General features: G+C 33.7%; 17 protein-coding genes. 6 read left to right on the top strand and 11 right to left on the bottom strand.

Annotated features, from left to right (window positions below; translation table 11 throughout):
* Window positions 1–17: 17 nt before the first annotated feature.
* Window positions 18–323: a hypothetical protein gene (locus QUF93_RS12185; protein WP_289358932.1), complete on the top strand. Its 306-nt coding sequence runs from the start codon at window positions 18–20 to the stop codon at window positions 321–323.
* A 4-nt stretch (window positions 324–327) separates the two neighbouring features.
* Entirely contained in the window at window positions 328–633 is a 306-nt protein-coding gene (locus QUF93_RS12180) for a permease (protein WP_289358930.1), read from the top strand.
* Here QUF93_RS12180 and QUF93_RS12175 read toward each other — a convergent pair.
* From QUF93_RS12175 to cbpA, 4 genes are all read right to left on the bottom strand, one after another.
* On the bottom strand, window positions 606–1,172 hold the full coding sequence (locus QUF93_RS12175) for a DUF1572 domain-containing protein (RefSeq protein ID WP_289358929.1): 567 nt from the start codon (window positions 1,170–1,172) through the stop codon (window positions 606–608). The two genes, QUF93_RS12180 and QUF93_RS12175, sit on opposite strands and share 28 nt — an antisense overlap.
* On the bottom strand, window positions 1,153–1,482 hold the full coding sequence (gene csaA, locus QUF93_RS12170) for a chaperone CsaA (RefSeq protein ID WP_289358928.1): 330 nt from the start codon (window positions 1,480–1,482) through the stop codon (window positions 1,153–1,155). The genes QUF93_RS12175 and csaA overlap by 20 nt, the downstream gene beginning before the upstream one ends.
* A 68-nt stretch (window positions 1,483–1,550) precedes the next feature.
* Window positions 1,551–2,888 (bottom strand): branched-chain amino acid transport system II carrier protein BrnQ4, encoded by a 1,338-nt coding sequence (gene brnQ4 / locus QUF93_RS12165; RefSeq protein ID WP_087946858.1) that lies wholly within the window; start codon window positions 2,886–2,888, stop codon window positions 1,551–1,553.
* A 443-nt stretch (window positions 2,889–3,331) separates the two neighbouring features.
* Window positions 3,332–3,979: a cyclic di-AMP binding protein CbpA gene (gene cbpA / locus QUF93_RS12160; RefSeq protein ID WP_289358927.1), complete on the bottom strand. Its 648-nt coding sequence runs from the start codon at window positions 3,977–3,979 to the stop codon at window positions 3,332–3,334.
* Window positions 3,980–4,385: 406 nt separating this feature from the next.
* On the opposite strand from cbpA, the gene QUF93_RS12155 reads away from it, so the two are divergent.
* The 3 genes from QUF93_RS12155 (at window position 4,386) to QUF93_RS12145 (ending at window position 7,275) form a co-directional block, all read left to right on the top strand.
* A complete protein-coding gene (locus QUF93_RS12155; protein ID WP_289358926.1) occupies window positions 4,386–5,273 on the top strand; it encodes a hypothetical protein in 888 nt (295 codons plus the stop codon).
* A 210-nt stretch (window positions 5,274–5,483) separates the two neighbouring features.
* Complete coding sequence (locus QUF93_RS12150; RefSeq protein WP_289358925.1) at window positions 5,484–6,791, top strand: hemolysin family protein; 1,308 nt, start codon at window positions 5,484–5,486, stop codon at window positions 6,789–6,791.
* Window position 6,792: 1 nt separating this feature from the next.
* Window positions 6,793–7,275, top strand: coding sequence for a DUF456 domain-containing protein (locus QUF93_RS12145; RefSeq protein WP_289358924.1), 483 nt, complete (start codon window positions 6,793–6,795; stop codon window positions 7,273–7,275).
* 25 nt (window positions 7,276–7,300) lie between these two features.
* On the opposite strand, the gene QUF93_RS12140 is transcribed toward QUF93_RS12145, so the two are convergent.
* The 4 genes from QUF93_RS12140 to cls all read right to left on the bottom strand — a co-directional run bounded on the left by QUF93_RS12140 (window position 7,301) and on the right by cls (window position 10,160).
* Window positions 7,301–7,921 carry an NAD(P)-dependent oxidoreductase gene (locus tag QUF93_RS12140; protein ID WP_289358923.1) on the bottom strand — a complete coding sequence of 207 codons (621 nt, stop codon included), beginning with the start codon at window positions 7,919–7,921 and terminating at the stop codon, window positions 7,301–7,303.
* A gap of 194 nt (window positions 7,922–8,115) precedes the next feature.
* Window positions 8,116–8,295: a hypothetical protein gene (locus tag QUF93_RS12135; protein ID WP_002118595.1), complete on the bottom strand. Its 180-nt coding sequence runs from the start codon at window positions 8,293–8,295 to the stop codon at window positions 8,116–8,118.
* A 187-nt stretch (window positions 8,296–8,482) separates the two neighbouring features.
* Window positions 8,483–8,941, bottom strand: coding sequence for a spore coat protein (locus tag QUF93_RS12130; protein ID WP_002118593.1), 459 nt, complete (start codon window positions 8,939–8,941; stop codon window positions 8,483–8,485).
* 34 nt (window positions 8,942–8,975) lie between these two features.
* Window positions 8,976–10,160 (bottom strand): cardiolipin synthase, encoded by a 1,185-nt coding sequence (gene cls, locus QUF93_RS12125; RefSeq protein ID WP_289358922.1) that lies wholly within the window; start codon window positions 10,158–10,160, stop codon window positions 8,976–8,978.
* A 160-nt stretch (window positions 10,161–10,320) separates the two neighbouring features.
* Here cls and QUF93_RS12120 point away from each other — a divergent pair, with 160 nt between their 5' ends.
* Window positions 10,321–10,407, top strand: coding sequence for a YjcZ family sporulation protein (locus QUF93_RS12120; RefSeq protein WP_000505094.1), 87 nt, complete (start codon window positions 10,321–10,323; stop codon window positions 10,405–10,407).
* Between the two features lie 109 nt (window positions 10,408–10,516).
* On the opposite strand, the gene QUF93_RS12115 is transcribed toward QUF93_RS12120, so the two are convergent.
* From QUF93_RS12115 to QUF93_RS12105, 3 genes are all read right to left on the bottom strand, one after another.
* On the bottom strand, window positions 10,517–11,023 hold the full coding sequence (locus QUF93_RS12115; RefSeq protein WP_000141174.1) for an acyl-CoA thioesterase: 507 nt from the start codon (window positions 11,021–11,023) through the stop codon (window positions 10,517–10,519).
* A gap of 119 nt (window positions 11,024–11,142) precedes the next feature.
* Window positions 11,143–12,012, bottom strand: a complete 870-nt coding sequence (locus QUF93_RS12110; protein ID WP_002118589.1) for a TIGR03943 family putative permease subunit — start codon at window positions 12,010–12,012, stop codon at window positions 11,143–11,145.
* A 3-nt stretch (window positions 12,013–12,015) separates the two neighbouring features.
* Window positions 12,016–12,912: a permease gene (locus tag QUF93_RS12105; protein WP_002118586.1), complete on the bottom strand. Its 897-nt coding sequence runs from the start codon at window positions 12,910–12,912 to the stop codon at window positions 12,016–12,018.
* Window positions 12,913–12,999: the final 87 nt, after the last annotated feature.

Raw genomic sequence — 12,999 nt, 5'->3', positions numbered from 1 at the left:
TAATGAGGTGAAATGAATTGAAGCTAATAATAGGAGCATTACCAATCGCTCTATCAATTACTTTTTATTTACTTGCTTTACATCCTAAAATTCGTATTACGCTACATATTTTCGCATACTTAGCACTGTATGTACTCGGGACAATTATTTCTATTAATATATATGATGTTTTAATACAAAATTTAGTTTTCATGACAAGCATTCATGGAATTTTACTAAATCCACTTTTTCTGCTTGCAGGAGCGTATATAGGGGTATACACTTTGTACTTAATTTTTTCTCAAATTATTATGCAACTAATGAATTCCAGAAATGGAGTGTAGCGAAATGCGGCCACCATTCATCTGTCATACATGCAAAAAAAGAATTGCACGAAAGAAAGATATCATTACCACTACACGGTACTTCCGTTTTTATTTATTTCACAACAGTTGTTTTAAACAGCAACAACTGTTCGCCTCGTGTTTTATCCCTATGAATACACTTTTGAGTTTCTTTCTTATTACATATGGGCTTATTGTAGGCAGCATTCTTATGTTCACAGAACCCACTATTATTTGGCTTATTTTTTTGCTTCCTATTTTATATCGGTTTCTTTCATATTATTACGTTGAACGTTTTTTCTCTAAATAACGGGTAGACTGATCTCTTGGAATACTTAAACATTCCCAATCATTTTCTTTTAACATTTTACCAATGTAAATGATTTGTCCAATATGTAAAGCATAATGAGAAATTTGCCTTTCGATCGCTTGCATTACAGTGTGCTCTTCTCCGCGAATGTATACTTTCTGCAAAATCTTATCTGGCGTTAAATTATCCAAAGCTTGAAAAACATAATCCCACCCTTCTTGCCACGCAGCAAGAGCTTCTTGCTTTGAATTGTAGCCGCCTTCAAATTCACCATCTCGATTACGATCTGTTTTTTCACCATCAGACGTTAAAAAATCCGTCCATCTTGAACGCATATTACCATGTAAATGCTTAATAATAATCGCAATACTATTTGTCTCCTTATGAGAAGACCACATTATCTGTTCATAAGATAATTGAGAAAGTACTCGTTCTCCTTGGTTTTGTATTGCTTTAAAATTCGAAATTGCACATTTTAAATATTCTCGTCCGATATCCAAATTAACACCTACCTTCACACTAACTAATTTTCGTTCCATTCGGTAGTTCCATATTAGGCTGAAGTAAAACAACATCGTCAGCTTCAGGAACACCGCCTAGTACAAGAACTTCCGATTTAAATCCAGCTACACGCTTTGGCGGAAAGTTTACAATCCCAACGATTTGTTGACCGACTAAATCTTCTGGATTGTATCTCTTCGTAATTTGAGCACTTGATTGTTTTATCCCAAGCTCCCCAAAATCAATTTCTAATTTAATCGCTGGAACTCTCGCTTCTTTAAATTCCTCTGCATGTGTTACAGTTCCAATTCGTAAATCTAAAGTTAAAAAATCTTCAAAATTAGCCATTTTATCATTCCTCCCAACTTATTACTTAGACAAAATACAAAAATTCCCTTCAAAAAAAAGAAAGGCGCCTAAGCACCTTTCTTTTGCATTTCACTTGATTCATTTGATTTATAAAAGAAGAAACCGAGCACCCCACCAATACACGCTGGGACTAACCACCCTATTCCTTCTTTATATAAAGGTAACATTTGTAGCACATTAGAAATCGCGTCAATTTTAATATTCGCACTTTCTAAACCATTAAATAAGCTAACGGACAAGGCACCAAGTATTGCTCCAATATAAATTGTATTACGCTTTCCTATCCACTTATGGAAATACGAAAGAACGATTAATACAATTGCAACTGGATAAATAATCATTAACACTGGTAAAGTGACTGTAATTAATTGTGTTAATCCTAGATTCGATACAATTAAACTAAATCCACATACTAACGTTACAATCGTTTTATGTGAAAATTTCGGGAATAAGTTTGAAAAGAACCCTGCACACGCAGATGTTAATCCAACAGAAGTTGTTAAACATGCAAGTGTAATTACAAGTGCTAATAAAATCTTACCGCTCGTCCCATATAACTCATTTACAACATTCGTTAAAATAAGACCACCGTTTTCTGAGACACCAAGTGATGTACTTGTTGAACCAAGATAAGCAAGTGATAAATAGATTAACGTTAAACCAAGTACAGCAATAATCCCTGATACAACAGTTATTTTTGCAATTTGACTACTCTCTTTTATCCCTTTAGAGCGAATAACCTGCACAACAACAATTCCAAATACGAGAGCACTTATTGCATCCATCGTTAAATATCCTTGAATAAATCCACCAAAGAAAGCATTTTCTTTGTAAGCAGCTAACGGCGCAGCTGGTTCTCCGATCGGATCAATTATTGCCTTTCCAACAATAACAGCAACAATTAATACTAATAATGGGGTAAGAAATTTCCCGAACCAATCCACTAATTTAGATGGATTTAATGATAAATACCACGTAATTCCAAAGAAGACTACAGTGTAAAGAAATAGCATGTACCACTCTGAAACCATTGCATCTGATAAAAATGGTTTCATACCCATCTCAAACGAAACGGCTCCAGTCCGCGGGATCGCGAAGAATGGTCCAATTGCTAAATAACTAATGAGTGGAAATATAAACGCAAATATAGGGTGAACTCTAGAAGATAGCGCTTTCAAGTCCCCCTCTACAAACGCGACAGCTGTTACAGCTAATAGGGGTAATCCGACTCCCGTTACAAGGAATCCAATTGTAGCAATCCAAACATTCTCTCCTGCCTGTTGACCTAAAACTGGCGGGAAAATTAAATTTCCTGCTCCTAAAAATAATGCAAATAACATTAAACCAATTGCTACCGTATCACCTGGCCTTAAACGTCCCTTCATACTTTTCATTTGCATAGCACTTTTTCATTGTTTTTCTCTATTCTCACAATATGCTATGCATCCTCCTCTCTGCTCAAGATGATAAATATGCCCCTTACAAAGCAGTGTCTTTCTCCATAATTTCTCCATTCCCCTTTTTATTACTCTAAATAATAAATTTTGATTTTTTTGAATATTTAAGACATTAGAGTGTTATAACGTGGAGTTTAGTTGTCAGACCTCTTTGTTTTTATCACACATATAGTAACATATTTGGTTGAAAAATAAAAACATATTTTTAAATAGAATTTTTTGAAAATCAAAATTATCCACACATACCTCCTTTATTTATTCTATTACACAAATTTTTTTTAGAAATTTACAATTTTTATATTTTATTATATTTGAATATTTTTATGTGAAAAAAAGTGAAAGCCATCAAAAAATAAGATGGCTTTTACTTTTTAGTCTATCGTTTCAACTTCACGTGGATTCTTCATCTCTTCAACATATACAACTCTAAATCCGTGATCTTCTAAATCCTTTAGCAATGTTTCTAATTCACTATCTTCAAACTCTTCTCCCAATGTAAACATAATTCTACGTACTAATAAAGCATCATTATCAAAAGTCATTAAGCTTTGAATACCAGTGTATTTCTTTAGCACTGTCGATAATTTTTGAATGGCCCCATTATAATCTTGTGTTCCAATCATGACAGAATATTTACTAGAATGGACTCCCCATGCATCTTCTAATAGTTCAAAAACTTTTTTATGAGTTAAAATACCAAGGAAGACCCCTTTTTCATCAACTACTGATAAATACGGTAGTTTTTTAATTGTAAAAAATACTTTAAAGAAGGAAGAGTCTTCTCTCACGTACCCATTCTTATCGTTCAATAATTGTAATACATTATCTTCAAGTGAACCTTTATATTCTAAAATATCTACTTTGTATACATTCCCTAAAAACTTCTCTTTTTTTTCATCTAAAACTGGTACACAACGATACCCCGTTTTATTTAAATGCTCCAGCGCTTCCCCTATCGCAATTGAACTTGAGCAGAACAAAACTTCCTTCTTTGGCACATAATTCCCTTTAATCCTCATAAAAAAGCCTCCTTATGCTAAAATACTTTCTGTGCCATAACTATATTATATTTTCAGAAAAAAATAAATATATTATTTTATTTTTCTGAAAATTATTCATTTTTTCGTCATAATTTATTCATTAATCATACACTTGTTTAAAGTGAAACTTTAATAAGTGGGGATTTTTCCACCCCACTTATTATTAGCCTTCACCAATCGGGCTTTTACGGACAGTTGATCTCCCCACCTAACTTCTAGCATTCGCCGAATTTTGAGGTGGAGTCTTACTGCCCGTTAAAGCGGGATAATCTCAGTATAGTATATTCTCCCTAACTTACTTCGAGAAAAATATATTGTAACTTCCCCTGAAAAAAGCTAAAATAAGAATAAGAATTTTCTGAATATTCTAAGAGTAGGTGATTATATGTCCTTATTGCGCTCACATATATGTAAATTTATAGTTGGTGTTTTTATTATTTTTGTCATAAGTCCTATTCCAGCATTATTAATTACACATAATTACTCTTACACAACTGGATTTATTAGCATTTTTCATAACTTTGCACAACTTTCTTCTATTTCAATTCCAAGAATCGATTGGATGCATGAACCTATCCTTTTCTCAGCAAATCAGATTATAAATACACAAAATATGATACATACTTCTAGCCATTCGTCACCACTATTCCCCTACATATGGGAAATATATTTTTTATCAATCGTTCGTTTCACATTCACTCTTGTAATCGGTTTCTTTATTAGTTTAGGGATCGGTCATCTATTTTTAAAAACACCGAGATCAGTAAGAAAGTGCATTTCTTTATTACGCTGGATACCATATTCTTTTAGTACTGTAATATTACAATGTTCAGTACTATTGCTACTACTCTACATCGCGAAATTCATAAAGGTTCCTTTCTTCTCATCTTTTATCATCGTATGTAGTACTTCCATGATAATCGTTATGCAAGCAATAAAAAAATGGCTTCCTTTCTTAAATAATACAAATGAATACGAAATAAAAAATTCAGCTTTCCTTGTTGATACGTTATTTATGGCGCTTACTTCCAATCATAAATCTATTCTAAGTTCCATTATTCTTTCATTTGTTTTTATGGAATGTGTTTTTCACGTAAACGGACTCTTACAATTTATCGTTCAATTTGGTGGAAATGCACCTATAGTTGTCGCAATTGGTTTATTACTTCTTTACATCCCATACAGCGTATTATCTTTTCTCCAAACACTATGGACAACAAACTACAATAAACAGCAAACATACACTTTAACAAGAAGTATTTCAAAACCATAACGTAGAATAACCGTCTACTTTAAATTAAAAGTAGACGGTTATTCCTTTTATATAGCGGACAAAATAACAGCAAATTAAAAAACTACTATTAAAACCTACCATTATTTACCCATTTTCTTTGACTAATCTTTTCATTTGGATTTATTATAAAAGTATAACATAATTACAGGAGGTGACATCTTTATTCCAAATTAGGAATAAAGAACACACTTGGACATATTAAATATTTTTCTCATCTTTATACTTATCCTTATTTCTGGTTTTTTCGTTGCTTCAGAATTCGCTGTCGTAAAAGTACGAAAAAGTCGAATTGACCAGCTTGCTAATGAAGGTAATAAACAAGCATTAGCTGCAAGAAGCGTTGTATCTAACTTAGATGTTTATTTATCTGCTTGTCAGCTCGGTATTACTATCACTTCTCTAGGACTTGGTTGGCTTGGTGAACCAACTGTGGAACATTTACTACGACCACTATTTGAAAAAATCAATATTACTGGAACGGCGGCTAACACGTTGTCCTTTATTATTGCTTTTAGTATTATTACTTTTTTCCATGTTGTATTAGGAGAGTTAGTTCCTAAGTCTTTCGCAATCCAGAAAGCAGAAGCAATCACTTTAAAATTTGCAAGACCTCTTATTTTGTTTGATAAAATTATGTATCCATTTATTTGGGTATTGAATAGTTCAGCTGTATTTTTCACAAAATTATTCGGTTTAGAACCTGCAAAAGAAAATGAACTTGCTCATTCCGAAGAAGAACTACGACTCATTTTAGGTGAAAGCTATAAAAGTGGCGAAATTAATCAAACCGAATATAAATATGTAAATAATATTTTTGAATTTGACGATCGTGTTGCTAAAGAAATTATGGTACCTAGAACTGAAATGGTTTGCTTATCTACTGAAAATACGTTAGAAGAAAATATGGAAATCGTTGCAACTGAAAAATATACACGCTATCCTATTATTGAAAAAGATAAAGATGATATTATCGGTATGATAAATACGAAAGAGATTTTTCATAATCAAACAAAAGGCATTTACAAACCGCTTGATGCGTACATACATCCTGTTTTAACTGTATTTGAAACAGTTCCCATTCGTAAAACGTTAATCCACCTTCAAAAGAATCGCGTACAAATGGCAATTGTTATGGATGAATACGGTGGGACAGCTGGACTTTTAACGATGGAGGATATTCTTGAAGAAATTATCGGAGAAATTCAAGATGAATTTGATACAGACGAATCACCAATGATTGAAAAGCGTACTCCAAAACTTACTGTTTTAGATGGAAAAGTACTCATTTCTGAAGTAAATGATATGTTTGGTCTGCATATTGATGATAGTGATTTAGATACAATTGGTGGTTGGCTTCTCTCTCAAGCAATCGATTTAAATATTGAGGCTGGCTATTCGGTTGAATATGCTGGTTTTCAATTCAAAGCATTAGAACTTGATGGGCATCAGATTAAAAAAATTGCTGTACATAAATTAGATTCTATTAAGGAGGTATAAAGTGACTGTATTATTAACAATTAGTATCATCGCTTGTTTCATTGTTTCATTTCTTGCCTTTATTTACCCCATTATTCCTGGCATTCTTGCAGTATGGGCTGGCTATTTCATTTATCATTTTGGTATAAATGGCGGAGAACTAACAACTTCTTTTTGGGTTATTCAAGTCATTTTTACACTTTTCATTTTCGGTGCTGATTTTATAGCAAATGGATATTTCCTAAAAAAATACGGAAGTTCTAAGTGGGGTGAACGTGTCGGCATGATTTCTATCATTGTCGGATCGTTCTTCTTCCCGCCATTTGGTCTTATTATCATACCGTTCTTATCGGTATTTATAACAGAACTAATGCATAAAAAGGCGCCAAAAGACGCCTTTTTAGTCGGAATTGCAACTGTAGTCGGTTTTTTAAGTAGTACGGTAGCAAAAGCAATTCTCCAAATCATTATGATTATTTTCTTTGTATGCTATATCATTTTTTAGCCATCCCTATTTTGGGATGGTTTTTTTAATATGAAATACCTACTCGGCTTTTCTCATATTTGCTTTTATTACGTAATCTCCATGTAAAATGAGCTGTATCACCAACTGTAATTTTCGATCCATCTGCTGGCAACATATCTTTTTCAGTTCGATATACCCCAGTTACATCACCGTCTATTAAATGAGTCGGACAAACAACAGTCCAACATAAATTACTGTTATGTAGTGCTTTATAAGCAGCTAAGTGGTCTTCCGCAGCTGTTGTTGTTTTTCTTTTCGATTCCTTTGATTGGAAACGATATATATTGGGGTTTGTTCGCGCTTGTAAAATACCAGCAGTTCCTATTGTAACAATTTTCTTTATGCCCTCTTCTTCCATTTGCTTTATAATAATCGGTAAACTCTTCTCTAACGTCCCATTCCGATCAGTTCCAAGAGCACTAATTACGAGATCACACTCTTTCACTGCTTCCTTTATATCATTTTCATTTAATACATTTCCCTCTATAATATGCAACCTTTCATGCTCTATTTCCACTCTACTCAAATCACGAACTAATACCGTTACTTCATATGAATCTTGTAGTGCCAATTTCATAATGTGTGATCCTACTCTACCTGTCGCTCCTAATATACATACTTTCATATACTATCCCCTCTTCAGTTCTTTCTCTCTATTTTTCCGTAAAACATACAAATATACAACAAAAAAAACTTCCTCGTATATGTGAGGAAGCTCTATTATCCATTTATCCCGCATTAACGGGCCGTAAATGCCCGATTGGTGAAGGCTAATAATCAGTGGGGATGGACAAAACCCCCACTGATTAAAGTTTCACTTTATTTCTTTTCTTTTGAATCAGAAGACTTATCTGTTCCGCTTGTTTCTTTATCCTTCTTTTCATCTTGCTGCGAAGTTGTGTCATCCTCTTTCTTTTTATCCTCATCTTTACTACAACCTACCATTAATAAAGAACTTGCAAGTGCCATAGCAGTTAATGACTTAACCCATTTGTTCATTTGCGTTTCCTCCCTTTGATAGAATATGTACAATCCCATATTACTCTTTATTTTTAAAGGAAAGATTTAAAAATAGTAAAGATACGGTAAACTTTTGTAAATTTTCTGATAACATAACCAATCTTTAATCCTCCCCTCTAATTAGACATAAAAAAAACTAAGGCGCCTTTCATTCCACCTTAGCTTTTCACGCGAATTTTTCATTTTCATATACATGTTTAATCTTATATTCCTTCTTCACAACATATTGCCAAACATTATATGCGTAACGATTCATTTTCACAAAACAATTTTCCAGAAAAGAACGAAACTCCGGGTTCGCAACTTCTACTGCCACTTGAGCAAACTTTAATGCTAATCGTTTCAAATGTGTAATATAACAAATAGCAATCCCAATATCCCCTGTATATTCATTATCTGTTTCCCTATCCATCTCTGTAAATTCCGGCCACATTTGTTTACAAGTTATATGCTGTACATTTTCTCCTTCTTGAAAATTCACTTGTTCATTATATGCTTGTAACATATACGGCAAATGATGCTGCAAAATATCCTTTAATTCTTCATCTCGAACCTTGCCCGTATACTCTCCAACTTTATATATAAGTGTGTAACTATATGTCATCAATTCTTTCATACAATCCATTAAAGCGCCTCCCTTCCTATTTTTCATCTATATACTATAAATATGATGCGATAACATTCGCTATTCTTGCTAGAAACCAATCCCAGCGACTAATTTTCTCAAAATCTTCGTTTGAAAATCGTTTTGACTTATGAAAGTCTTCTTTTAGTCGATTCCAGACGTCAGCAACGACTGTCTTATCATATATGACACAGTTTGATTCGTTATTTAAATAAAAGCTTCTATTATCAAAATTCGCTGTACCAATATCGACGATTTCCTCATCAATGATTGTCACTTTCCCATGAAAAAATCCGTTTCGATATTGATAAATCTCCGCCCCAGCATCTAACATATCTTTCAAATGAGGATAGGCAGCTTGTTTTAACAATACGGCATCACTTTTAAAGGGAACGAGAATTTTCACACGGACACCACGATTTAATGCATCTTTCAGTCCTTTTACCATTTCTTTACTCGGTACAAAATATGGTGTAGCAATAATTAAGTTGTGTTTTGCCTTCTTTAATAGTGCCCCATACTTCTGCCATAAGCCTCTTCCATTCGAAAATATATATTGATATTTTACATTTCCTTGTACCGGTAGCTCTTGATGTATAAGGAATTTCTCTCCCGTATCTTCTTGCCAATCTTCAGCAAACTTCCGTTCCATATCAGTAGCTCCATTCCCTTCGATGCGTACATGATAATCACGCCACGGACCAAATTTAGGATCCTGTCCAAGATATTCCTTTCCGATATTGAAGCCACCAATGTAAGAAACTTTCCCATCTATAGTAACAATGCGTCTATGATTACGTTGATGCAAAGAATAAAATAAGTTTTTTAATTTAGGTTTTTTACTAAATGTAAACTTCACGCCTTTTTCTTTTAATTGATTAATTATCTTTTTCTTAAGCTTATATCCACCTATACGATCTACTGACAATTTCACATCTACTCCACTAGATGCTTTTTTCTCTAATAACTGTAAGAATTCTTTGCTTACTTCATCTTTACCTACAATATAAAAATGAATATATACATTCTTTTCTGCACGATTTATATCCTCAAATAAACTTCTATATAACTCATCACCGTTCGTATATAATTGAAAATCCCCTGATCGAATTTTTTCTAATTCATATCCACTAGCCATTTTCTTCCCCATTTCCACATCAACGTTCATCCATACGAATACACCTATAAAACAAATTATTACAATTAAAAAGTGTTTCATGGGTAATTCCCTTTCTCTAACTACTGTTATTCCTATATCTTTCCTTTTTTTAAACATTATCATACAAAAAAATATGTCATTGCATGATATACGTCCATATCAAACAGGAGCTCATCTGCATATTGTATGTTGTATCTTAAAATAAAAGGAGGAAATAACAATGGGCTTCGCACATGGTAATGGATTTGCGCTACTAGTCGTATTATTTATCCTCTTAATTATCGTCGGCGCTGCTTGCTTCTGCTAAGCAGTTATTGTAATACGATATGCGGATGAAAAAACTATAAAAGCGGACACCTATTTTTAGGTGTCCGCTTTTCATTTCAAAAATAGTACCACTAGGAAAATATTTCACATCAAAAAGTTAGCAGTGTAGCTACCTTCTTACTCTCCGCCTTACGAATATGACGCTGTTCTGCACGTAACACAGCAATTCGATGTAATTCTTTCTCCTCTTCTGTTTCTGGGATAACCCGCGGTACAGGCACTGGATTATTCTCCTTACTAAGCGCAACAAAAGTAACGAATGAAGTTGCCGCTACACGTTTTTCACCTGAAATTAAATCTTCCGCTACTACTTTCACAAATATCTCCATAGAAGTTCTTCCCGTCCAAATTACGAAAGATTCATAACTAACACAATCTGAAGAACGAACTGGGTGTAAGAAATCTACCCAATCCATAGACGCTGTGACACATTCCATTCTCGAGTGTCTCGTTGCTGAAATTGAAGCAACCATATCCATCTCCGCCAATATCTTTCCACCAAATAGTGTGTTATGATCATTTAAATCTGTTGGAAATACTCGACTCGTTTTAAACACTCTCGATTCATTAGCTGTTTTACCCTTTACTTCAGTCATTGTTATCCCCCCTTTAATTATTTATCCCTAATATCCCAATATAAACTACACCTCATGAACTACACGTTTAATATTAACAATTTTTAGAACTTTTAGTCCACAAAAAAGAACCGATTTTATCAATCGGCTCCTCTAAATACATATTGTTCTTTCGGCTGTTCAACTTTATTCCATTTCGTTACTTCTAACACTGGAATATTCGCATGAAACGGCTGATAAAATTCAGTTGAAATTTCTCCTTCCACCTGAATCCAATCATCATTTTTCCACTCTACACCTTCTGGCTTTTTAACTAACATACCATATACACCCGAATCCGCAACACAATGTATAATACCGAAACGGAATAAGAAATATTGTTCCTTTTTAGAAGAATCATCTCGGAAAACAAATCCTTTATAAGACAGGGTTTTACCAGTAAATTCACCAGGATAATTATAAATTGTCTCCATACCCTTTAAGAAATCTTCATCTTTTAAAGTTATATTGTCTTTCGTAACAAACTCTTTCTTCCCTTTTTCCATTACACCACGATATCCTTCTTTCCCGTAATAAATACTCGTATCCGGTCTTAAAAATTGTCTTGTCATAAATGGATCTTTACTTTCCGCTTGTGCAACAGGAAAGTGAAACCCCTTCGCCTTAACAATGTCCGAATCTAATGTTGCAATCGGGAAAAATAATCCTGAAATAATCGGAAAACAGAAAAGAGTATAAGAAAACGTTCGTTTCCACCATGTATTTTCATCTTTCGAATGATCATGCCCGCAATGACTATGATCACAACTACAATCATGTTTCTCTTTTTCCTTTTGGTGCTCTTTCTGGAAAACGATAATAATTTGTACAATCGTTAAGAAACCTAAAATAATAGCTGCAGTTTTTGATAAATAGGCGTACTTCATATTTATATACTTCGTAATGTTACCGGAAATATGAAGCTGTCCAATTAAAATTGTAAAACCTAATAATATATATGCTCGAAACATAACCTACCACCCCATCGCATAAATGAGTAGTGAGCTTGCATAAACAACAAGTGTAACTGTAACCGTCACAACAATTACAAATTTTGTTTTAAATGTCGCAAGCATCATAAACATATTTTTAATATCCACCATCGGTCCATATACGAGGAACGCGACAAGTGACGCTGTTGAAAATGTACTTTGGAACGAAGAAGCAATAAATGCATCTGCCTCTGAACAAAGTGATAAAATAAAAGCAAGTCCCATCATTACAGCTGATGAAGAAAACGGACCTTGTCCAATCGCAAGCAATGTTGAAGTTTGTACAAACGTTTGAACTGCAGCAGCAATTAACGCTCCTAATACTAAATATTTCCCCATTGAGAAAAATTCCTCAACAGCGTGTGTACATACATCCCACATTTTTTTACGTAATGGACGCTTATGGTTCACTTCTGGGAAGTGATCATCTCTTAATTGATGTTCTTTAAACATAAATGATAATATAATTCCAACGATAATTGCTACGATAATCGCTACAATAGAACGATACCATACCATGTGCATACTACTTCCAAAGGCAACATATGTTGCAAATAATACAACCGGATTAATAATCGGTCCAGTTAACATAAATGCAATTCCTGCATATGGTGGAACACCTTTTCCGATTAATCGTCTTACAATCGGAACAATTCCACATTCACAGCCTGGAAACATCATTCCTAAAAAAGTAGCTAATAGAACAGACAGAAAACGGTTCTTAGGCATCCACTTTGCCACCATATCTTCTGTCACAAACATTTGAATGAATCCTGAAATAAATACACCAATTAGCACAAACGGAAGTGCCTCAATCAATATTGAGATAAAGATTGTATTCATTTGCAGGAATGCTTTCGGTAATTGAAACAATTCCATGCTGTATTTCCTCCAACTTTTCATTAACAATATGTAATTTTAACCCCATTTTATTATTTGAACAAGAGTTATATGGAATTCATAACC

Origin of the sequence: Bacillus hominis, assembly GCF_030348325.1 — a bacterium.
Lineage (GTDB): Bacteria > Bacillota > Bacilli > Bacillales > Bacillaceae_G > Bacillus_A > Bacillus_A hominis.
This window is presented reverse-complemented; position numbering and strand designations above follow the sequence as displayed.